The following is a 20,920-nucleotide window of genomic DNA, read 5'->3' as shown; positions in this document are numbered from 1 at the left end:
CAGTCAAGTATAACAGGTTGCTTGGCTGTACAGTTGCGTATAGGTATTTTTAAGATAGAATCGGTTGAATTTCTTTGGTATAATAAAGGAGAAGGGTATGAAAAGTAAGGATATAACACAGAAGATGCTTGAAAGATATAATGATGTATTTGCAGATATAGTAAATGTATTGTTATTTAACAGTAAAAAGATAATAGAAGAAAATGCATTGATAGACACGCCTACCGGCAGTGCATTAAAGATAGACGGTGATATTTACTCACAGGATAGAGATGTTGCAAAGTATTGGAAAAACAGCCAAATCAATATAGCATTGTTTGGCCTTGAAAACCGGACTACACCGGAAAAGCTGATGCCGCTTAGGGTTATAGGATATGACGGAGCGGAGTATAAAAAGCAGGTATTGAAAGAAAACAGACATAAAAGGTAAAGACTAAAAGAGTTCTTTATCCTGAATTATTCATGGTGTAGTCGCGTCTATAGCTGAAAGCCGCACAGTATAAATTTATTAAAAATTTTGTTGGCAAATAATAAAAATTCTTATATAATAGGTAGTGCATTGATAGTTTACGGGATGTGGTGCAGTTTGGTAGCACGCTTGACTGGGGGTCAAGAGGTCGCAAGTTCAAGTCTTGTCATTCCGATTGATAAAAGTGGCTTAAAACCTTGTAAATAAAGGCTTTGAGCCACTTTTTGTGTGTTAGAGTACATTGATTTACATAGGTTTTAAGTTGATTTCATGTCGCAAAAGTGTCGCAAAGTGCTTTTTTAAAACCAACATGTCGCAATTTTGTCGCACAGATTTACTCAAAAATATTGGAAATTGCAGACTGACAATCTTCTTTTTCTTCCAGTATATGACTGTATACATCTATAACCATTTTCTCATCATCTCCTAGTAATTTAGCTATCATCTTTGTGCTGATCAGAGGTATTTGATAGCAGAGTCTTGTACAGTAGTTATGCCTGAAAGAGTGTGCAGTGAGATTCTTTGATACTCCTGCACCTAAACTGTTATCTATTTTTTTCTTTATAGATTTCCACATTTTTACATAGCTACTTTCAGTAATTATACTGCCGTCCCGCTTAGTAATAAGATTATAGCCTGATACCTGTGTGTAGGCTTGCAAGAAATCAATAAGAAAGCCGGGCATAGGTACACGCCTGTAACCTCTTTGGGATTTCGGTTCTTTAATATAAGCATTGTTCCCGTCAAAGCAAAGAGCTTTAGATACACTTATCTCAGCTGTATCAAAGTCTATATCATCTTTAGTAAGTGCAAGTGCCTCTTCACGTCTTAGGCCACAGCCGTATATGATGTACAAGAAACATTTTTCTCTGTCTGCAAAATCTATGTCAAGTATGCTGTCGAGTATTTCAGCCTTTATAATGGCTTTCTTTTTTGCGGCATACTTAGGTAATGCTATATCAGTGCATATAACCTCATAAGAAGCAGGAGCAAGTATACCGTCCTTTATAGCAGACTTTACAACCTGTTTTATTACAAGGGCTATAAGCTTACAAGTACGAGGCTTATCAAATCTTGAGTTTATAAGTTGTTGTATGTGTCCTCTTGTAAGGGATTGCAGTTTAAGAGAGTAGAAGTCCTGCAAATGATATTCTATGGTACGCTTATATGACAAGTATGTATTTCTTGATTTTACAGATTTATAAGTATCAAGCCAATAAAGAGCATAATCATACACTGTCTATGTACTTGAAGCTATAAAGTCATTCTGACTTACACGATTCTTAATCTCATTTACTTTACGCTCCAGATCGGCACAGGACTTTTTAGATGTAACATCTATTCTGTGCTTGGATCCGTCAGCATTATAAGTACCATCCCATACTTTAGTACGGAAATATCCGGACTTTGTTTTGGTATATTTAGCCTTTGCCATATGTACCTCCTTAATTTTGGGTATAAAAATAACAGCATTGTCAAACAGCTGTTACAGTGGTACAATATAGCTTGTCGATGGCTTATACTGTAAGCGTAACAGCTTTACAATGTATATGCGTGCCACTTGGTATTGGCGTACCGGGTGGCTTTTTTAATCAGCTTCAGAGTTTAAAATTCATTTCTCTCATAAAGTAAAATAGCCTTTCACATTTAACACCAAAATAATTTGCTACATCAGGAAGCTTTGCATTTTTTGACGGATTTTTTGTTGAAAGCCCTGAACCTACAGAAACTTCTTCAGTGATTATAATGGCTTTTAACTCCATTGCAACGGCAATTAACCAAGGATCGGCAATATCTTTTTGTGCCCAATTTCTAAGTGCCTCATCTTTATATAAGCCGCAGTTCTGTACATAGCTAAGGACTTTTCTGTAATTGGCAAGGACAGATGATGCCTTTGTTGATAAGGGTTTGAAGCTACTCAAATTTTTTATCCAAACAGACAATTCATCTTCCATTCGTGAAACTTCCTTAAAAACAACATCCGGAACTTTCACATTATCAAGTTGTAAAGAAACTTCTAATTGTTGCCAATATCCGGGTGCAAAATCAAACGGGTAATAAAGTCTGTAAGGTGTGATGAAAACATTTGAGTCAAGTAAAAATATTTTTGACATTAAACAACTCCCACCTTTCTAACAAGTTCGTGAAAGGTTTTTCCGGTAGTATTTGTAAGGCGATACACATCTCTATATTGATTTCTTCCGCTTTGTGCGCTGCTATACATTGCTTGGATAACCTTTTTATCCCATTTTGTGGAAAGGGTGCGATAAAAATCTCCTCCGTCGGATGCTCTATCCTGCTTTTGATTCTGCATAACTTCAAATTGTTCTTGAAACAGATTTAAAAACCTATTAAATTCAATTTTTCCTATTTTCCCGGTATTAAATGCTTTTATAAGCAATGTAAAGCGACTGCATATGAATTTTTTTTCAAGTGCACAAATGATTGTTTCAATGTTTCCATTTTGCTTAGACCATTCAGCTATAAAAGCAGAATCGGGAACTAAAATTTCAGCCGCTACAGCATTACAGAATTGTTCTTCTTTGCTGACTTTTTGAGATACTCCATGTGTGTCATTATAAAAATCATCTTTACCTATAAAAACATGTACTAATTCATGTAATAAAGAGAATAATTTTCCATTATCAGTATCTCTGGAATTAATAAAAATTAGTGGTGCGTATGGATCTGTTAGGGCAAATGCTCTAAACTCGGATACATTAAGAGTACGGTGCGTATTATTACCAACTATACCGTTCATCATAACAATAATGCCAAGGTCGGAAATAGTGTTACGCAGGCTGTTAAAAGCCTCTTTTGCATTTCTGAAACTTTCAAACCAATTTGGATTTAAGTTTAGTCCTTTTCTAATGGTATTAGATGCATGTATCAATCCGTCAGTTATTTTTATGCTTTCGACAAATTCATACCTAGATGCTCCGTTGTCTTTATTGTACTCTGCCATCCATTCTTGAACACCGGACATCATATCAACAGTATCTATTAAATCTCTACTTGGATTCTGAATGCTGATACTGTCAACTGTACGAAAATTAACTATCTTGCAATCCTCTATCGGAGGCTTCTCAAGGAAAAAATACCCAAAAGGAATGTTTGTTTTTTTACTTACGGTCTCAATCTGACTGAATGTAGGCTCCTCTTCTCCGGATATCCATTTTTTTATTAAATCTGTCACAGAACTGCCAACATTGCTTTGTTGGGCTTTTTGCATCAACCAGTTTAATATTGTTGGGTTTACTTTTACAGAAACGCCGGACATTAAAACACCTCCTTTCATAGTTTTAATTAAGCCTTGGTATTAGCGTACCGGGTGGCTTTTTTAATATAAAAAATCAAGATGCCAGTAAATCTAGGCTTTTTTTACTGTTTCTATCAGTCCACTGTATCATGTTGATATCATAACTTTGAGTGGCTTTTTCAAGGCTACCAGGTATTCTCTTATCCAAATCATTCACTATTAAAATTAATTGACTATCAGGCTTGCGATTTTCTTTAGTATCAATCCACGAGAATATAGCATTATTGATATGAGATTTATCAGGATTATTTATAGCGTTGCATAGTCTCTCAGGATGATTTTTAGTTCTTGCAAATATAAAATCATAAGAGTGGCTATATCCTGTTTTTCCAATTATGCTAACTTGCTCTGATGCCATTATGTTCTTTTGAGTGAAGAAATCAGTAACATCGTCTAAGAATATAGACTCTATTTTTGTACTTTTTTTCACCATAAATAGATCATTAACTTTCATTATGCACTGCACAAAAAGATGCTTAGATAAAGGAAAGTCTCTTAGTGCACAACTTCCGGTTATTTCAAGATTCTTAGAGATACTAAAACCATATTGTTTAACTATATAATCTAATAATTCTTTCCTTTTACCGGATATACGCAATCCATTTGATAACAGAACTTGTAAGGTGTAACCATCATCAGTCATATAAATATCATCATCACTCAATTTGGTATATATTTGAATATAATCATTGTTCATATCAAGAAATGGAGTGGTTATTTCATAGAAATCTCCAGTTTTTGCAAAAGTGATTTCTTGCTTAAGCCACTGTGTATACTCGTTGATTAGATTGGAAATCTCCATAGTAATTCTCCTTTCTTTAAAAATTATCCTAATAAATCAATTTGTGATGAAAGCTTTGGCACTTCTATTATATTAAACTCTCTAAAAAAAGCCAATGTATTTTCGCAAAAATCCTTATCAGCTATATCCTTTGCCGGATATGCAAATGCAAGGTTGAAACCCTCTCTATAAATATGCCAGTGAGATCCAGTAATAAGATCCCCACCAAGCTCGGGTGGATTATAATGCTTGTTTGTAGCATTTATATGTAGTGCCAATAGACGAACATTGTTTTTACTTATTCTTGCTTCTATATTATATTTTTTTCCGATATTTCCTTTGTACAAGTTAATGGTAAACATTTCCAAAGGCTGATTACTTTTTACTTTAAAATCCAGGTTGGTCCCGTTATCAGGGATACTAATAAAATTAACAAGGGATTCCTTTAGTGCCTTTAGTAATATTTCTGCCTCTTCTTGAGTAAGAATATTAATACACCTCCTTCCAGTATCATCAGCTCTGCTGGTTATATGCAATCATCAAACTTCCCTCTAAGCTCCGCTACTTTACCTATGATATTTATACCTCAATAGGTGTAAAGCTACCTACTACTTTACCGATTATGTCGTAATAAAGAGTTTTCTGAAACTGTTAGGGCTTATATGAACAGAAAGATTATGAATATTACCTTTTGACATAATGGAGCAGTCAAAGCTGTTTAATGAAGCGGCAGGAGAAAGGAGTATTTATGAAGAAACTGTTATTAACACCCCCTTTTTCTGTGCTTATGTGCTTTAATGCATTTGCTTTTACTTCAAGTAATCCCTATATCACAATAAAAAGCAGAGATACCGGAAGGACTTACACTTGTAACTCAACGCTTGGAACAGAAATAACTATGCCTGTCATTACAAAAGATGTCGTTCTAAGCGTGAATCAGGTGGATTCAAAATATGTAGACATATTTCTATGAACCTTTGGGAGCAATTAACAGGCAAAACAATGTTATTATGTATAACTATAAAGATTCAGCTTTTGCGGCTCCTACATTGGATTTGGAAAGGTCAACGGAGTATTCACCCACTTACAATAAGCAGTTATAATGTCGGTAAAACAATATTAGACAGAAGTACATATAAAGGATACAACGGACAGGATGTAATAATATCTTTTTCTAAGAATACAGGCAGCAATGCGGCAGGATCATATTATGGTGGAAACCTCTTCAAGGAGCAAAATGCAAATAAAGTAGGTTTTATTTTTATGCAGATATGGGTTCACCTGCAAATACATCATCTCAGGGTTGGGAAAATACCGATGGAGGATGGAAATATAAAGACTCTAACGGAAGTTATGTAACTAATACATGGGTGAAATAATCTGATATCGTATATTGAGGAACAATATAAAATTATCCGGAGCAGGGGAAGGAAAGATTCTCCTGCTCTTTTAATTTAGAGATTTGAACCGTGCATTGATTCAAATCCCTTTTGTTTTTTATCTTAGCTATAGGCAAAAGTAAGGGATTTCACATTAAATTTAATGTCTAAAATCACTGTTTTGCTGTAGCGGATTTCAAAATAAAAGATAAAGGGTTCAAACATCGGTATCAAACAGGAAATAGCTGCTGATAAAAGGTTCTTTCGGCATTGGTTGCAGAGCTTGGGATAACAGTATAATAAATATTTACTTAAGTTGTAGGATTGTTCTCGCCCCAAGGCAGTCTGGTTGTGCCGGAATCTATTATCTTGTCAAAAAAATTATTTACATATTCCTTGCGCTTGCTCAAATCGGTATTTTCCAATACTTTGTCGATCAGACTGTTGAATCTGTTTGCATTCTTGCTTACATCATCAACATACTCAAAGTTTGTACCTATGCAATTCCAGTTTAATATATCATGCTGTAAAAAAGCCGGATTATCCGCTTTTACAACCTTTATATTTTTTGTATTGTTAAAAATCATTCCTACTATGCAAAAATCAGGAACTATCTTGACTATTCTGTCCTCAATAGCCTTCATAACATCAGTATTAATTACTTCCTCACAAAGATCGGGTCCGTCATTATTATATATGGTAGTGATTCTGTCTTGAAATTTTTTCTCACACATAGCACATGAGTAAATTGCAAGATTACCGCCCTTACTATGTCCACCTACTATAAAATCCGTATTCGGATGCTTTGAAATAACCTTCTTTAGAAAACTTAGAGCAAATTTCTGAGCCGGGATAACTGAAAAGCTCATCATAAAGTCCTCTTTCCATGCAACAATACTGTTATCGGTTCCTCTAAATGCAATATATATCTGACTGTCATCATACAAAAATCCTGTTGATGAAAATTGATACTTTTTCTTATGATAGAGGTCTATATAATCAACTATAATAACTTTTCCGAATCTTTCGGAATTTGCAAGTGTATTTAAAAAATCTGTAGTTATTTTGTTCATGTAGCCATAGTGATAATCATGATTAATCAGGTATCTACAGACATCTGAAAGAGAAATACCTATGGAATTTATCTCTTTTTGCAAGTCTTTTAAATCAAGATAGGAAAATAATGAAAAAACCGCATTATCAAGTTCATTAAACGGAGAGACATCAAAAGACAGATCTCCACGCCATTTTATATAGTCAAAAATATTTGCCATTATAACCTCCTTTTGTTAATATGAATAAATAAGTATTATAGCTTCAGAAAAGCCGACTGTTTAAATATACAATAATATAAAATCAGAGTGTTGTAAACATATAAGATAAAGCATATATTAATCTGTATTATACACCAATCAAGAATTAGTGCAGCCAAAAAGATATTACTTGGATTTTTAAAGAAATATAACCTTTTTTACAAAATTGTGATATACTAATTACGTATATATTTAGTACATATATTTGGCAAAAACTTGTATATACAAAATAAAAATTACAAGTTAAAAGTGATTATATAGGTAAATAATAATAGGATTAGGGTGTTATAGTATTGAGTGTAATTAACTCATAAATAATTTTCAGAGTATTATATAAAAACTTTAATCGTCTAAAAACTTTTATGCTTGAGAGTAAGGACAATATGACTAACGACAAAGAAAGTTCTACTTATGTTAATATAAATGTACTGTGGAGAGTAATATCGTTTATAGTATCTACAGTGTTTTATATTTTTGTATCGATCTATAACAGAGAGGATATAAACAGATATATTTTTACAGGTATGTTTGTGTCATGTGCTTTAAGCTGCTGGTTATACAAAAGAGTTTGTGAGAATGTATTGCACTTTCGAGTGATGTTCAGCTTGGAAGTGTTTGCATACGGGATTTTTATATTCTTAAGCGGCGGTTTAAACAGTCCATATCTGTGGTATGAGGTTAACTGTATACTGTTGATGGTAGCCTTGGACAAAAATATATTAATAACATTTATAGCCTGTATTTGGTGTTGGATTTGCACTTTAACAGGGGATAATATAGAAGGCTCGGTTTATAAGGAAGCAAATATTGTTTTGGGAATGCTGATGCTTATGGTTGAGTTTTATATTGTTCGCTATTATATAAAATGTATTGATGAACAGAAGGAAGAGCTGGAAAGTCTGAATACGGAATTACAAAAAGAAAAGGAACTGAGCAATTATGCATTTACAATACTTGCAGAGCTGAGTGAGAGCTTCGGACTTTTTGCAATGACCGACCCTAAGAAAATTATGGAGAAGTTGTCACTTGCATTAAAAAAAGATAAGATGTATTCGGAATTTGTGCTTATAAAGTTTGAGCATGATGATGCACCGGAAATTATAGAAAGTTATGGTGTGGATAAAACGGTATATGATGATATACTGGTTAAGGTACAAGATTGGAATGAAAAACATGGTACATTAAATGTTGAAGATAACAAAGATATATGTTATATATATTCAGGAGGAAAAAGCTATGAATTGACAGCTTTTGGAGAGAGTACTTATATCAGCGGAGTTCTGGTAAGAAAGGTGGTAGATACATCTAAAGAGGAAAAAGATTTTTACAGACATCTTATAAAGACTGTTTTCAACAATTTGGATATGTATTCTCAGATAGAGAGATTCGTTGCGGTAGAGGAGCAGAATCGCATTGCAAATGAGATTCATGATACTGTAATACAGAAGCTTTTTGGAATTGACTGTAGCTTGATATTATTGGAAAGCAAGATAAAAAATAAAGAAGATTATGTAGAAGCTATAAAGATGTTAAGAGATTCTGTAGAAAATACTATGGCGGAGTTACGTGAGAGTATATACGGCAAGAGATTTAAAGATAATCTGAATACTTTTATTCATACAATATATGCATATATGGAGGAAGTGGAAAGGCTGAATGAGGTAAGTATAAAGGTTAATCTGGATGAACAGTCGGATTATATAGCTATTGCACAGAAGATAGCACTATATAGAGTAGCCTGTGAGGCAGTCAATAATGCAATAAAACATGGACAGGCAAAAAACGTGGAAGTCAATTTGAAGTTAAATGCCAATTCGATTGAACTGGTGGTTGAAGATGACGGGTTAGGCTTTTCTAAGGATGACAAAGATTTCCACGAGGGTAACGGGTTAAAGAATATGAGAAGTATAGCAGTTTTACTTAAAGGTTTTTTAAGTATAGTGCATGGTGAAAAAAGTGGGGTTAGAGTAAAACTTAGTTTACCAAGATAGGGAGGCATATATGGTACTTGTTTTGGATGATCATCCTATTGCAAGACAGGGTTTGGAGTCTATTATAAAATTGCACAAACCCGAAGAGGAGACTGTACAGGCCGGTACAGTCAAGGAAGCTATTGATTTGGCAAGAGAAAAATCAATAGACAGTGTATTTGTAGACTTGAATCTAAATAATGAAAGCGGTTTTGACTTTTTAGAGTGGATACAGAATCAAAACCATGATAAAAATAAAAATATAAAAACTTTTGTTATAACATCTTCCTCCAGTGAAATAGATTTTATGAAAGCCAAGAATATGGGTATAGATGCATATATACTTAAAGATGCTTTTGTAGATGATATTGTATACGGCTTGAAAGTCGTAGACAGGGGCGGGAAGTTTTATTCGTCTGATTTAATGGCAAATGTAGGCAATACTTCAGATGAAGAAAAGAAAATCGATACATTGACAAGGCGAGAGTTAGAAGTGGCATTGCTTTTGCGGGAGGGATATTCTAATGCAAAGTTGGCAAATATTTTGTCAATATCAGAAGGCACCGTAAAGAAACATATTTCAAATATATTCAGTAAGCTGGAAATATATACCAGAACTGAAGTTTTGGTATTTGTTGAAAAGCATATAGAAAGATTTCAATTAGCATTAAACTCTTTGGAGATGAACCAGAGATTTTAAAATATATTTTAGGAGAATAGCAAATATGCATAGAAAAAAAATTTTTAAAAAGTCTTATATTTTTTTGACCCTGTTCTTTGGACTGGTTGCTTGCAATAGGAGGAAGTTACTCCAGCTGGTATACCAATATCAATGCAGAGGCAAAGTTTACAAGCGGTACTATGGATGTAGTATTCGGTAAACATAGTGATAGATATTCTGCAGGTATTACAGATGCAAGCGGTAATTTGGAGACTCCTGTTAAAGCTGAGTTCAATCCTACAGACAGAGATTTGCAAATATCATTTGATGAGGGTCTTCCTGTCAATTCATTGCTTGAAGGTAAAATGTTAAAATTAGAGTTTCCTGTAACACCTTCAAAAGACAGTACTGTGGATAAACTGAATCATAGCAATCTGGATTTGTCAAAGCCCGGACAGAGTGTAGAGCTACAGGCGGAAAGTGCGGAACTTATTTACAAGGGAGAAAGTTATTCACTTGGAGAGAATGAGTCTACATTTGTACAACCTCTTCAGTTTGAAGTATATGAAATTTTGAGTAAGGAAAATACGAATGACAATATAGGTCAGATTTATTTAAAACTTAGTGCAGACAGTGCCGATATGATTAGAAATTTTCCTACCAAGCTTGATATAGATGCTGAAGATGTTGATATGGATGCTGATAATACTGATATAGATGCGGATGCTGATAATACTGATGAGATGACAGGTGAAAGTTTGTATAAACATAATGGCGTACTGGTGAAGTACTCACTTGAAATTCCTTATGATGTATTCCAGAGCGGATCTAAAGTAAATAAGAGTTCAAAATAGGAGGCGATATGAAAAAAATAGTATTAGGTATATTGGTGGCATTTATGGTAACAGTATCCGGTATAACAGCCTTTGCATATTGGAAGGACGAATTAAAAGTAAAGGCCGGTATTCCGCTTTTATATAATGTGGAAATAGAAGTAAAAGGTGATGCCAAAGAACAGAAAAATAATGAAAGTGAAGTGCCTGAGCAAAAGGATATAACTATAAAACCCGAACAAAGTGAACAATCGAATACGGAAAGCATAAAAGAGGAATCCGCTACAAAGGAGAGTATAAAGGAAGAATCCGCTACAAAAGAGAGTGTGAAAGAAGAAACCGATAAAAAAGAGAGTGTGAAAGAAGAATCCGATAAAAAGGAGAGTGTGAAAGAGGAATCCGATAAAAAAGAGAGTACAAAAGATAATGAATATAATGTCGAAAGTAAGGTAGAAGTAGAAGCAAACCATGAGTAAATCAAGCACTGAAAAAAGATATATTATATATGCAAGCCTGCTTTTAATATGTGTTGTAATGCCGTCTTTGCCATATATTAAAGGAAGGCTTAATAGTGTGCCTTTACTCATGTCGGCCTATTGGTGTGTTATTATAGGTATTATATTCTTTATTCTGCCATGGCTGTATATTCCGACAAAGGGAGATAAATATCTGGTAGGTTATGGATTTTCAGGTGGAATAATTTTCATAGCTTTACAGTTTGTGACGGCGGTAATGATGAAAAAGCTTGCTGCAAGCCCTTATGATACATCTTTATTTGGAATAATGATGAATATAATTACCATATTTCCACAGATTTTAGCAAGGGAAATGGTAAGGCAGTACTCATTTGCCGGTGCATATAAGACATTAAGATATAAGAGAGTGGCGATAGTCGCTATAACTGTTATATTCTGTTTAATAGAAATCAATTTTGGAAGTTTATTGACTACAAAGACTGTTAAGGATTTGTCTATATATACTATACAGACGGTAGCGCCGATAATAACAAGAAATATTTTGATGTCGGTACTTGTATTTTATGGAGGAGTACTGCCAAGTGTAGTATATATCGGTATAATACAGCTTTTTGAAAAGTGTTTTCCTGTACTGCCTGCATTGTCATGGCTTATTGAGGGTTCTATCGGTATTGCATTTCCGGTAATATATGGAACTTTTGTAGTTGACCATGTATTTGCAGGAAGCAGTCATGAGATTACAGACAGAAAGTCCGATATAAAGTATTTGGTATCATTGCTTCTGGCTACAGCATTTGTATGGTTTAATGTAGGGGTGTTCCCGGTTTATCCTTCGGTAATACTTACCGGAAGTATGGAGCCTCTGATAATGCCGGGAGATGTGGTACTGGTACAAAAAATAGAAAAAGAAGAACAGATAAATACTCTTACTGTGGGTGAGATTATCAGTTTTAAAAGAGGAAATATAACTATAACTCATAGAATAAAAAAAGTGTTAAAAGATAAAGCGGGTAATATAAGCTTTGAAACAAAGGGAGACAATAACAGTGCTGCTGATGAAAATAAGGTTGAACCTAATGACGTCAAAGGCATTGTTATAAAAGTGGTTCCTAAAATAGGCTTACCGGCATTAATACTAAGAGAACAGGATAAAATCCCGGAAGGAGTTGTAGACAAAAAATGAAAAATATAAAAGACAAATTGATAGGCATTGATAATAAAATCTGTATTAAATTGACAAAAACAACAAGGTTACTTCTATATGTTGTAGGTGTTATACTTTTATTAGCAAGTGTAGCGGCTCTGGTTATAAAACTTAGACCACATAAACAGACAAAAGAGATGGTTGTAAATGACTATAATATTACTACACAGGCGGAGTATAAGGTGCATTTACAAAATAACGACATATTTGAGGGTGAGTTTTTAGAGGGGGGAAGAGTTTATCCAAGTGCAATTACGGATACTGTAAATATTGATTTTATATCTGAAGCCATATTGACAAATGCCGTAAATATATCCGGAGAGTATACTATAAACGCAGTCTTACAAGGCTATCAGGCAAGTGATAACGATGAAAAAAGTGTAATATATGAAAAGGTTTATCCGCTTGCGGACGGTAAGTTGGACGAGGATGTGACCGACAATGTAAGGATAGACAAAAATCTGGATATAGACCGTATGGTCTATAAAAATTATGCACAGGAGATAGAAGGAAAGCTTGGCGGTGAAACTGAGAAGGACTTTTATATACAGTTTGGCGGTAAATATAATATAGGAGGTGAAGAAAAGGAATTCTCCTATAAGGTGTATATTCCTATTTCTAATGAAAAGTTCTATCAAATCAAAAAGGATGATGTAATTACTGATAAAGGGGATATAAAGGAAAGCACTACAGTAAGTTCAAAGGTGGGATTTAAGGATTATGCGGTATATATACTGCTGTTGCTTATAGCCGTCCTGCTTATAGCTTTTGTAAAATTCTTCAGTATGGAGGCTGTAGGAGAAGAGCTTAAGGTTAAAAAGCTTATACAGTTTATGAGAAAATATGGCAGCAGGATGATATGTATAGAAGATTTGCCTGCATTTGGAGAAAGACCTCTGATAGAAGTAAGGGGTATACTGGATATGTTGGAGATTTCAGAACAAATCAGAGAGCCGCTGTTTTACGTGGAGGGAGAGAATGATTTGCCCAAAGACGGAAGAGTATATATATTTGCAAAGCAATATGTATATATTTATGATATGGGGATAAAAGAGCAATAATAAATACTACTTTAAGAGTAGTTGAATTATATCTTGAGTATGTTTTAATAATTCATTAATTAAGTTAGAATAGCAAAGTAAGCAAACCTATTGTTGGTTTAAAAAAAATGAATATCATGATTAACGACAAAGGTAAGAAAGAATTTATATTTCAGGAGGATGGTATGAAGCGTTCAAGAAGAAACACTCTGGTTGGAGGTATGGTAGCATTAGGATTGGTATTGTCAGGTACAGCATATGCTTATTGGACAGATTCACTTAATGTAACAACCAAGGCTACAACAGGTGATTTCGGTGTTAAGTTTGTTGACTTAGGATTGTATGGACAGTATGGAGATGAGACAAACAAGGGTGCCGGATGGTCTATAGTAGACGGTATCGGCGACAATTCATATGTTGGTGATCAGTTCTTCTTAAGAGGAGCAAGCGATTACAACATTATAGCTAAGCCGGGCAGCATTGATGCTTATAAGGAGAGAGCTAAGGGCAGCAACAATGTTGATTTTAACGCTGAGTTAAAGGATAAGGAAAAATTAACAAAGGATATCGGAAGAGCTTATAAGAAGGCTGTTACAGATGCAAGCGGTAAGGTTGTATTGACAGTTGACAATATGTATCCGGGATATGCTCAGGCATTCCGTTCAGATATTGTAAATGTCGGTGATATAGCAGCTAAGCTTAGCAATATCAAGTTTGAGTCAAAGAATCTTGACGGTGCAAAAGAGTCAGGTAATCTTGATGAGATGATCGGTGTTGCAGTATTCCTTCACAGAGAGCAGTATGAGCCTAACAAGACAGGTAACGAGCCTACATTTAAGCTTGCTAAGGCACTTGCAGACAACGGTGTTGATTCAAGCAAGTTCTTCAAGGTTGGCGGTGTTGACTTCGTAAGATTGTCAGCATTAAATGATGCAGATGTAAAGGCGGCATTACAGAACAATGTTATCAAGTGTGCTCCTGCTTCAGATCAGAGACTTGATATGTTCGTAGGTGTTGCTATGGATCCTGATGCAGAAGGTAAGTTCACAACAGGTACTGTAGAGGACAGAAAAGATAATGATGATAAGTTAAGCCAGGGTAAGGGAATCCAGCTTTCAATGGATCTTCTTTGGGATCAGTTCAATGCAGGTAAGGATGCAGGAAACGGAAACATCTTGGTAAATCAGAATAAGTAATAGTCGGACAAAAAGTTTGATTAATTTAAAGGAGAGGCAGGTCATAGACCTGTCTCTTTTAATATATAAAATACATTGTGATAAACCTTCAATAGGTACAATTTATAAAAAACTGTAGATACAAAAGTTAAATAAAAATTAATTTGCATAATTTGTATACTATGATAAAATAAAGCCAAGATAATCATAAGAAACAAACAGAATAGAGAGGAGACAAAACAATGGGTAAAAGAAGTGATTTTTATTTATTTTTCTGGGGTGGGCTTATAATGATGGTGGTAGGCTTATTCTTCTTATCACAAAAGGTGACTGTGACCAATTTGTTTTGGGGTAGCGGGTTTCGCATGATGGGGGTACATGTTAACTCAGGGCTTGTAATAGTTCCGCTTATATTTTCTTTAATCTGGCTATTTATAAGGCCTAATAAAGGCTCCAAGATAGCTATTGTACTAAGTGTTATCTTGATTATAGCAAGCCTTATACAGTCTACCAGATTTTATCTTCAGTACGTATCATTGTTTGATTGGGTGCTGATGCTTGTACTTATTTTCGGAGGTATGGCATTTATTGCAAAGGGCTTGATGATGAAATGATATAGAAAAATTGTATTTAACATATTAAAAAGAGCAGCCGTATAGGCTGCCCTTTTCTTTAAAACTATTAAAAAATTATTCATTAACTGTTTTTGCCGCTTTATTTATCATAGCATGACCTGTTATAAAACACATAACAAGTCCTACCACTGCTACAGCCGCCCAAAATAAATGTTTCTTCAGCATAGCCACTCCTTACTTAACCAATACACCGTCTGCGTTGATATTATACCCGTCAACGGTTGTATTTGTAACCATTTCTCCGTTGGCATCAAGATAGTACCAAAGTCCTTTGTCCTCTATCCAGCCTTTTCTGTAAAGTCCGGATTCATCAAAATAATACCACTTGTTGTTGATAAGTGCCCAGCCTACAGGCATATCTCCGTTCGGTTGATTGAGGTAATATCTAAATCCCTTGGAATCTGTAATCCATCCTGTCTGCATAACACCGTTGGCATCAAAGTAATACCAAAGATTGTTTACCATAAACCAGTTTGTAGCATGTGTACCGTCAGCTTTTCTATAATACCATGAGCCGTTAGACTGATACCATCCGTTGTTTGTAGTACTTGAAGAACCGGAAGTATTATTGGTTGAAGTACTGTTATTTGAAGTATTGCTGCTTCTGCTCTTCTTAAATCCGGCTACAACATCTGAATCAAAATATTCGGATTCGGATTCTATAGTCATATCGGGACCGCCTTTAAGAGGGTAAACCTTAAATGAATAGTTTCCGACACCATTGTCGCTGATAAGTTTTGTAAAGTCATACTTTGCAGCACTTGTACTGTTGTTGGATCCGATTTTCTTATTACCCTTGTAAAGCTGTACCTTGTACTTTGTCTTATCCTCAGCTTCATCCCAGGTTGCAAGAGCTCTGTCTCCTGTGTCCCATGATGCACCACCTATAGAATAGTCGCCTGCCGCAAAAACAGACATACTCATAAAGAGTGAAAAAACCATGGATAACATTAAAATTAGTTTCTTCATAAATATCCTTTCTTTTATAAGTTCTATTTGTCTCACACTTACAGACCTATTCTAGCATATAAAGTCAATACTTTATATTAAAATTAATTAAATATAGTTTACTCTTTTTTAAACTTTATTATCTTTCTTTACTATATCCAGATATCTGTACATACTTGCAGTAGAACAGGACAGCCTATGCCCCACAGTTTTTACAGCACCTTTCATAGAAAAAATCCCTTTTTGATAGAGCTGTTTTATAATATTCAGCTTTTCAATGTGGCTCAGCTTACTGAATGGTAGCTCTCTGTCAATGCGATGCAGTATCTCATCAATAGCATTTGAAATGCTGTCTGAAAAAAGTTCCTGCTCGGTATTTCCCTTTATCTCAATTGAGATATTTTTACTGACATAGTTGTCAGGATGACATAGTGAGAATACAAGATTTGAAAGCTCCTTATATCTGTTATCATCAAAACTTATATTCATTGCTCCTACAAGATTATTACCTGTATCTCTTATATAAAAAGTGGAACATCTGAGAATCTTACCGTTGCCCGAGAGGGCGCGGTAGTTTGAAATCCATTTCTTATCAAAGGACTTTTTTATACTCAGTATAGTTTTCATGGCGGGACTGATTGTATCACCTGCTTTTCTGCCGCTTATTTCACCGTTTACTGTATGCAATATATAATTAAGGTCATATATTATAATTTCATAGTCAGGTCCAAGCAGTGTTCCTAAAAAGTTTGAAATATCAATATATCTGTTTATATCAAATTCATTCATATTACCCCCATATGTTTATTCAGTCAGTTGAATGCGGATTATAAAATAAATATTCTATACCTATTATATCAAAATTTGAAAGGATATAACAGAAAAATAAAATTTGTACAGAATAGATAAAATAAGAAAAACAAAGAGAAATTAAGAAGAGAAACACATAAGAAAAAAATTCTCGTAAAAATTCTCATATAAGCTTGGAAGTCAAAAGTATATTATTGGCGAATGTAAAAATATAGATAGAATATAGATAAAACATAGATATATAGAGGAGTTTTAAATCGTATTTTTATAAACTCAAAATATTGTTTTGATGATAATATCCCAAAAATTTTATCACATGAGAGTTTTGTTCTTTTTGAGAAAATTGAGAGAATCATATTTTAGGGCATATTGCACAGAAATATACTAAAAATACTCTATATAGAACTTCTAATTAATCAATATTGACAATAATAGAAAATAGTGATAAATTATTCTCATAGAGATATTTGGATAATAAAACGCAAAAGTAAAATAATTTGTAAAATATGTGTATACAGTATTCGATAAATATACATATATGAGTATTGTCTGCCGTATTAAATTGATTGTAATACCGTCCGCCAGTCGTTATTTACGATGACCGGGGTATCAAATAAATATATTTGGAGGTATTAAAATGGAGTATGAGAAAATGTTAGGTGTAGAGGCGCCGAAGTCATGGACACATGTAGTCAGGGAAGTTCCTACAGTTACACAGGAGCAAAGAAAAAAGGCATTAGAGATGACTCATTACAATGAGTTTGCTTTCCCGGCAGGTCTTTTGTATATAGACTGTCTTTCAGACTCAGGTACTACATCAATGACAGATACTCAGTGGTCGGCTATGTTCCTTGCAGATGAGTCATATGGTAGAAACAAGGGATACTATGTTTTACTGGATGCATTCAGAGATGTTTGGGAAAGAGGTGATGACCAGAAGAGACTTATCAACTATATCAAAGAGGGCGTTGATAAGGATGATGTGGAAAAGATGATGAATGAAGTGTATTTGGTTGATTATGAGGGAGGATTTATCAACGGCGGTAAGTATCAGCTTTCCAGACCAAATACATTTATTGTTCCGCAGGGACGCTGCGCGGAAGCACTTTTATTTGATGTGTTAAAGCCGCTGTTTGCAAGAAGATGGCCCGGCAAAGTATTTACAATTCCGTCAAATGCACACTTTGATACAACAGAGGGCAATATCAAGCAGATGGGAAATATTCCAAGAAACTTATTCCATAAGGAAATTTTGTTTGAGGTGCCAAAGAGCGGAAAGTATGAGAAGAATCCTTTTAAGGGAGATATGGATATTGATAAACTGAATCAGCTTATCGAGGCTGTAGGTGTTGAGAATATTCCGCTTATATATTCAACAGTGACCAATAACTCGGTATGCGGACAGGCGGTATCTATGGGCAATATCAGAGAAGTTTCAAAGATTGCACATAAGTACAATATACCTTTTGTTATGGACGGTGCAAGATGGGCGGAGAATTGCTACTTCATTAAGATGAATGAAGAGGGATACAAGGATAAGTCAATCTGTGAGATTGCAAAAGAGATGTTCTCTTACTTTGATGTTGTTTCCGCATCACTTAAGAAAAACGGACATGCAAATATGGGCGGTATATTAGCTTTCCGTGACAAAGGATTATTCTGGCAGAAGTTTTCAGAGTTTAATGAGGACGGCAGTGTAAAGACGGATATAGGTCATCTTTTAAAGGTTCGTCAGATATCAGCTTACGGTAACGACTCCTATGGCGGAATGTCGGGACATGATATTATGGCACTTTGTCAGGGAATGTATGAAGAGGCAAGATTTGACTATCAGGATGAGAGAGTAAGACAGTGCCAGTACCTGGCGGACGGACTTACTGCAAACGGTGTTCCTGTAGTACAGCCGGCAGGCGGACATGGAATCTATATTGATGTCGATAAGTTCTTTGACTACAAGAGAGGACATGAAAGCTTTGCAGGTCAGGCACTTTCACTTGAGATGATTCATCGCTACGGTATACGTTGTTCAGAGCTTGGAGATTTCTCTATGGAGTATGATCTTAAGTCTCCTGAACAGCAAAAAGAGGTATGTAATGTTGTTCGTCTGGCTATCAACAGAAGCCAGTTCAGTAAGCAGCATATGGACTATATCATTGCGGCGTTGACACAGCTTTATAAGGATAGAGATACCGTTCCGAATCTGAAGATTACATTCGGACATACATTGCCTATGAGACATTTCCATGCTTGGGCCGAGCCTTATGCTCCAAGTAAGGAAGAGATGTGTGATGAAGCAAACTTCAAATACTGGGAAAGCAGATAAGATATAAAGCGATCCGGTCTTAGAGGCCGGATCATTATCCGACAAAGGGAGACTTGTTTTTAACAAGATGGAGGAAGTTTATGAGTTTGGATAATACACCTGCAAAGCAGGATGGTTTTAACTCACAAATAGGTTTTATTATAGCATGTGTAGGCTCTGCCGTAGGTATGGGAAATCTGTGGAGATTTCCGGTGCTTGTGTCGGCTTGGGGGGGAATGACTTTTCTGATTCCTTACTTTATATTTGTTATATTGATAGGAAGTACAGGAGTAGTTGAGGAAATCGCACTTGGAAGGAGCACAGGTAAAGGTCCTATAGGTGCCTTCGGTGCGGCTATGGCACATGCGGGTAAAAGTAAAAAAGTAGGTGAGAGCATTGGTATCATACCTACTCTTGGTTCTTTGGCACTTGCTATCGGATATTCATGTGTGGTCGGTTGGATATTCAAATATGTAGTAATGGCATTTACAGGTAAGGTATTTGCAATGGGCAGTGATATGGATGTTATAGGCAGTACCTTCGGTACTACGGCAAGTGCCTTTGGAAACAATATGTGGATAGTCATTGCACTTGTTGTAAACTTTGCAATAATGGCGTTTGGAGTTGCAGACGGTATTGAGAAGGCAAATAAGTTTATGATGCCTCTGCTTTTTGTAATGATGATAGGTCTGGCTGTTTATATAGGTATACAGCCCGGAGCGGTTAACGGATATAAGTATATCTTTACTGTAAACCCGGAAGGATTAAAAGATATCAGACTTTGGATATTTGCATTCGGACAGGCATTCTTCTCATTATCTATTGCAGGAAACGGTACCGTTATCTACGGTTCATACCTGAGTAAAAAAGAGGATATACCTTTTTCCGCAATGAATATAGCTATATTTGATACCTGTGCGGCGCTTTTGGCGGCTCTTGTTATCATTCCGGCTATGGCTACATCAGGTGCGGAACTTAGTGAAGGCGGCCCGGGACTTATGTTTATCTACCTTGTAAATATTATGAATCAGATGCCCGGCGGAATGATAGTCGGAATAGTATTCTTTGTATGTGTTACATTTGCGGGACTCAGTTCTTTGGTAAACTTGTATGAGGCACCTGTAGCCACTTTGCAGCAGCAGTTTAAGCTTGGCAGAATACAGTCTGTAGGAATTATAGGAGTAATCGGCGTAGTTGTTGCGGTGCTTATACAGGGAATAGTTTCAAACTGGATGGATGCGGTATCTATCTATATCTGCCCGATAGGTGCGGTACTTGCTTCGGTAATGTTGTTCTTTGTATTTGGAAAGAAGTATACAATGGAAGCTGTAAATACCGGTGCAAAGAAGCAAAAAGGAGATACATGGTTTTTCCTCGGCAAGTATGTGTACACGGGACTTGCATTGCTGGCACTTATAGCCGGCGCATTCTATGGCGGAATCGGTTGATTTTATTATTATATTTTATAAAACTCTCAGCCTGAAAAGGGTTGAGAGTTTTTTGTATAATTTTTTTGAAAAAAGTTGTTGACAAATCTATTTATATAGAATATAGTAGCTAATAGAAATTAGCACTCTATACAAATGAGTGCTAACAAATAAAAAG

At 35.3% G+C, this 20,920-nt stretch carries 21 protein-coding genes, 1 tRNA gene and 1 pseudogene; 14 read left to right on the top strand and 9 right to left on the bottom strand.

What is annotated here, in order from left to right; all coding sequences use genetic code 11:
- Positions 1 to 97: 97 nt before the first annotated feature.
- Both HMPREF0381_RS00175 and HMPREF0381_RS00170 read left to right on the top strand, forming a co-directional pair.
- A pseudogene (locus tag HMPREF0381_RS00175) lies at positions 98 to 424 on the top strand (hypothetical protein); the annotation flags it as partial.
- A 146-nt stretch (positions 425 to 570) separates the two neighbouring features.
- Positions 571 to 644: transfer RNA gene (locus tag HMPREF0381_RS00170), tRNA-Pro, on the top strand.
- Positions 645 to 803: 159 nt separating this feature from the next.
- Here HMPREF0381_RS00170 and HMPREF0381_RS00165 read toward each other — a convergent pair.
- The 6 genes from HMPREF0381_RS00165 to HMPREF0381_RS00145 form a co-directional block, all read right to left on the bottom strand.
- Entirely contained in the window at positions 804 to 1,706 is a 903-nt protein-coding gene (locus HMPREF0381_RS00165) for a tyrosine-type recombinase/integrase (RefSeq protein ID WP_008749810.1), read from the bottom strand.
- Positions 1,707 to 1,709: 3 nt separating this feature from the next.
- On the bottom strand, positions 1,710 to 1,904 hold the full coding sequence (locus HMPREF0381_RS15225) for a hypothetical protein (RefSeq protein ID WP_008749809.1): 195 nt from the start codon (positions 1,902 to 1,904) through the stop codon (positions 1,710 to 1,712).
- Between the two features lie 163 nt (positions 1,905 to 2,067).
- Entirely contained in the window at positions 2,068 to 2,583 is a 516-nt protein-coding gene (locus HMPREF0381_RS00160; protein WP_008749808.1) for a DUF4411 family protein, read from the bottom strand.
- Positions 2,583 to 3,767 (bottom strand): ImmA/IrrE family metallo-endopeptidase, encoded by a 1,185-nt coding sequence (locus tag HMPREF0381_RS00155; RefSeq protein ID WP_008749807.1) that lies wholly within the window; start codon positions 3,765 to 3,767, stop codon positions 2,583 to 2,585. The genes HMPREF0381_RS00160 and HMPREF0381_RS00155 overlap by 1 nt, the downstream gene beginning before the upstream one ends.
- Before the next feature lie 55 nt (positions 3,768 to 3,822).
- Positions 3,823 to 4,590, bottom strand: coding sequence for a DUF1829 domain-containing protein (locus HMPREF0381_RS00150; protein WP_008749806.1), 768 nt, complete (start codon positions 4,588 to 4,590; stop codon positions 3,823 to 3,825).
- A 23-nt stretch (positions 4,591 to 4,613) separates the two neighbouring features.
- Positions 4,614 to 5,105, bottom strand: coding sequence for a DUF6978 family protein (locus HMPREF0381_RS00145; RefSeq protein WP_008749805.1), 492 nt, complete (start codon positions 5,103 to 5,105; stop codon positions 4,614 to 4,616).
- Between the two features lie 212 nt (positions 5,106 to 5,317).
- Here HMPREF0381_RS00145 and HMPREF0381_RS15220 point away from each other — a divergent pair, with 212 nt between their 5' ends.
- Together HMPREF0381_RS15220 and HMPREF0381_RS15215 are read left to right on the top strand one after the other, a co-directional pair.
- Entirely contained in the window at positions 5,318 to 5,542 is a 225-nt protein-coding gene (locus HMPREF0381_RS15220) for a hypothetical protein (RefSeq protein ID WP_242824363.1), read from the top strand.
- A gap of 29 nt (positions 5,543 to 5,571) precedes the next feature.
- Positions 5,572 to 5,928 carry a hypothetical protein gene (locus HMPREF0381_RS15215; protein WP_242824362.1) on the top strand — a complete coding sequence of 119 codons (357 nt, stop codon included), beginning with the start codon at positions 5,572 to 5,574 and terminating at the stop codon, positions 5,926 to 5,928.
- Positions 5,929 to 6,259: 331 nt separating this feature from the next.
- On the opposite strand, the gene HMPREF0381_RS00135 is transcribed toward HMPREF0381_RS15215, so the two are convergent.
- Positions 6,260 to 7,222 carry an Mbeg1-like protein gene (locus HMPREF0381_RS00135; RefSeq protein WP_008749802.1) on the bottom strand — a complete coding sequence of 321 codons (963 nt, stop codon included), beginning with the start codon at positions 7,220 to 7,222 and terminating at the stop codon, positions 6,260 to 6,262.
- A 401-nt stretch (positions 7,223 to 7,623) separates the two neighbouring features.
- On the opposite strand from HMPREF0381_RS00135, the gene HMPREF0381_RS00130 reads away from it, so the two are divergent.
- The 8 genes from HMPREF0381_RS00130 to HMPREF0381_RS00095 all read left to right on the top strand — a co-directional run bounded on the left by HMPREF0381_RS00130 (position 7,624) and on the right by HMPREF0381_RS00095 (position 15,234).
- Complete coding sequence (locus HMPREF0381_RS00130) at positions 7,624 to 9,252, top strand: sensor histidine kinase (RefSeq protein WP_008749801.1); 1,629 nt, start codon at positions 7,624 to 7,626, stop codon at positions 9,250 to 9,252.
- A gap of 10 nt (positions 9,253 to 9,262) precedes the next feature.
- On the top strand, positions 9,263 to 9,931 hold the full coding sequence (locus tag HMPREF0381_RS00125) for a response regulator transcription factor (RefSeq protein WP_008749800.1): 669 nt from the start codon (positions 9,263 to 9,265) through the stop codon (positions 9,929 to 9,931).
- Positions 9,932 to 10,008: 77 nt separating this feature from the next.
- A complete protein-coding gene (locus HMPREF0381_RS00120) occupies positions 10,009 to 10,746 on the top strand; it encodes a hypothetical protein (protein WP_008749799.1) in 738 nt (245 codons plus the stop codon).
- An 8-nt stretch (positions 10,747 to 10,754) separates the two neighbouring features.
- Positions 10,755 to 11,201: a hypothetical protein gene (locus HMPREF0381_RS00115; protein WP_008749798.1), complete on the top strand. Its 447-nt coding sequence runs from the start codon at positions 10,755 to 10,757 to the stop codon at positions 11,199 to 11,201.
- A complete protein-coding gene (locus HMPREF0381_RS00110) occupies positions 11,194 to 12,384 on the top strand; it encodes a signal peptidase I (protein ID WP_008749797.1) in 1,191 nt (396 codons plus the stop codon). Before HMPREF0381_RS00115 ends, HMPREF0381_RS00110 begins: the two co-directional genes overlap by 8 nt.
- A complete protein-coding gene (locus HMPREF0381_RS00105) occupies positions 12,381 to 13,466 on the top strand; it encodes a DUF5305 family protein (protein WP_008749796.1) in 1,086 nt (361 codons plus the stop codon). Before HMPREF0381_RS00110 ends, HMPREF0381_RS00105 begins: the two co-directional genes overlap by 4 nt.
- A 164-nt stretch (positions 13,467 to 13,630) precedes the next feature.
- Positions 13,631 to 14,641, top strand: coding sequence for a SipW-dependent-type signal peptide-containing protein (locus HMPREF0381_RS00100; RefSeq protein WP_040460949.1), 1,011 nt, complete (start codon positions 13,631 to 13,633; stop codon positions 14,639 to 14,641).
- Between the two features lie 221 nt (positions 14,642 to 14,862).
- Positions 14,863 to 15,234 carry a hypothetical protein gene (locus HMPREF0381_RS00095; protein ID WP_008749794.1) on the top strand — a complete coding sequence of 124 codons (372 nt, stop codon included), beginning with the start codon at positions 14,863 to 14,865 and terminating at the stop codon, positions 15,232 to 15,234.
- A gap of 195 nt (positions 15,235 to 15,429) precedes the next feature.
- On the opposite strand, the gene HMPREF0381_RS00090 is transcribed toward HMPREF0381_RS00095, so the two are convergent.
- Positions 15,430 to 16,224 carry an N-acetylmuramoyl-L-alanine amidase family protein gene (locus tag HMPREF0381_RS00090; protein WP_034772632.1) on the bottom strand — a complete coding sequence of 265 codons (795 nt, stop codon included), beginning with the start codon at positions 16,222 to 16,224 and terminating at the stop codon, positions 15,430 to 15,432.
- Between the two features lie 108 nt (positions 16,225 to 16,332).
- Positions 16,333 to 16,992: a helix-turn-helix transcriptional regulator gene (locus HMPREF0381_RS00085; protein WP_008749792.1), complete on the bottom strand. Its 660-nt coding sequence runs from the start codon at positions 16,990 to 16,992 to the stop codon at positions 16,333 to 16,335.
- Positions 16,993 to 17,650: 658 nt separating this feature from the next.
- Between HMPREF0381_RS00085 and HMPREF0381_RS00080 the strand changes: the two genes are divergently transcribed.
- Both HMPREF0381_RS00080 and HMPREF0381_RS00075 read left to right on the top strand, forming a co-directional pair.
- Positions 17,651 to 19,336, top strand: coding sequence for a tryptophanase (locus HMPREF0381_RS00080; RefSeq protein ID WP_008749791.1), 1,686 nt, complete (start codon positions 17,651 to 17,653; stop codon positions 19,334 to 19,336).
- An 80-nt stretch (positions 19,337 to 19,416) separates the two neighbouring features.
- Positions 19,417 to 20,763: a sodium-dependent transporter gene (locus HMPREF0381_RS00075; protein WP_008749790.1), complete on the top strand. Its 1,347-nt coding sequence runs from the start codon at positions 19,417 to 19,419 to the stop codon at positions 20,761 to 20,763.
- The last annotated feature ends 157 nt before the right edge of the window (positions 20,764 to 20,920 follow it).

The sequence above is a fragment of the Lachnoanaerobaculum saburreum DSM 3986 genome, from assembly GCF_000185385.1.
Taxonomy (GTDB): domain Bacteria; phylum Bacillota; class Clostridia; order Lachnospirales; family Lachnospiraceae; genus Lachnoanaerobaculum; species Lachnoanaerobaculum saburreum.
Note: the sequence above shows the minus strand (reverse complement) of the source record. Positions and strands in the feature narration are given on the sequence as shown.

Bases quoted from the DNA above. Each gene is read 5' to 3' on its own strand.
- HMPREF0381_RS00150 (WP_008749806.1), bottom strand. From the start codon at position 4,590: ATGGAGATTTCCAATCTAATCAACGAGTATACACAGTGGCTTAAGCAA.
- HMPREF0381_RS00090 (WP_034772632.1), bottom strand. From the start codon at position 16,224: ATGAAGAAACTAATTTTAATGTTATCCATGGTTTTTTCACTCTTTATG.
- HMPREF0381_RS00135 (WP_008749802.1), bottom strand. From the start codon at position 7,222: ATGGCAAATATTTTTGACTATATAAAATGGCGTGGAGATCTGTCTTTT.
- HMPREF0381_RS00155 (WP_008749807.1), bottom strand. From the start codon at position 3,767: ATGAAAGGAGGTGTTTTAATGTCCGGCGTTTCTGTAAAAGTAAACCCA.
- HMPREF0381_RS00105 (WP_008749796.1), top strand. From the start codon at position 12,381: ATGAAAAATATAAAAGACAAATTGATAGGCATTGATAATAAAATCTGT.
- HMPREF0381_RS00110 (WP_008749797.1), top strand. From the start codon at position 11,194: ATGAGTAAATCAAGCACTGAAAAAAGATATATTATATATGCAAGCCTG.
- HMPREF0381_RS00080 (WP_008749791.1), top strand. From the start codon at position 17,651: ATGGAGTATGAGAAAATGTTAGGTGTAGAGGCGCCGAAGTCATGGACA.
- HMPREF0381_RS00115 (WP_008749798.1), top strand. From the start codon at position 10,755: ATGAAAAAAATAGTATTAGGTATATTGGTGGCATTTATGGTAACAGTA.
- HMPREF0381_RS00075 (WP_008749790.1), top strand. From the start codon at position 19,417: ATGAGTTTGGATAATACACCTGCAAAGCAGGATGGTTTTAACTCACAA.
- HMPREF0381_RS15225 (WP_008749809.1), bottom strand. From the start codon at position 1,904: ATGGCAAAGGCTAAATATACCAAAACAAAGTCCGGATATTTCCGTACT.
- HMPREF0381_RS00095 (WP_008749794.1), top strand. From the start codon at position 14,863: ATGGGTAAAAGAAGTGATTTTTATTTATTTTTCTGGGGTGGGCTTATA.
- HMPREF0381_RS00160 (WP_008749808.1), bottom strand. From the start codon at position 2,583: ATGTCAAAAATATTTTTACTTGACTCAAATGTTTTCATCACACCTTAC.
- HMPREF0381_RS15220 (WP_242824363.1), top strand. From the start codon at position 5,318: ATGAAGAAACTGTTATTAACACCCCCTTTTTCTGTGCTTATGTGCTTT.
- HMPREF0381_RS00085 (WP_008749792.1), bottom strand. From the start codon at position 16,992: ATGAATGAATTTGATATAAACAGATATATTGATATTTCAAACTTTTTA.
- HMPREF0381_RS00100 (WP_040460949.1), top strand. From the start codon at position 13,631: ATGAAGCGTTCAAGAAGAAACACTCTGGTTGGAGGTATGGTAGCATTA.
- HMPREF0381_RS15215 (WP_242824362.1), top strand. From the start codon at position 5,572: ATGTTATTATGTATAACTATAAAGATTCAGCTTTTGCGGCTCCTACAT.
- HMPREF0381_RS00125 (WP_008749800.1), top strand. From the start codon at position 9,263: ATGGTACTTGTTTTGGATGATCATCCTATTGCAAGACAGGGTTTGGAG.
- HMPREF0381_RS00130 (WP_008749801.1), top strand. From the start codon at position 7,624: ATGCTTGAGAGTAAGGACAATATGACTAACGACAAAGAAAGTTCTACT.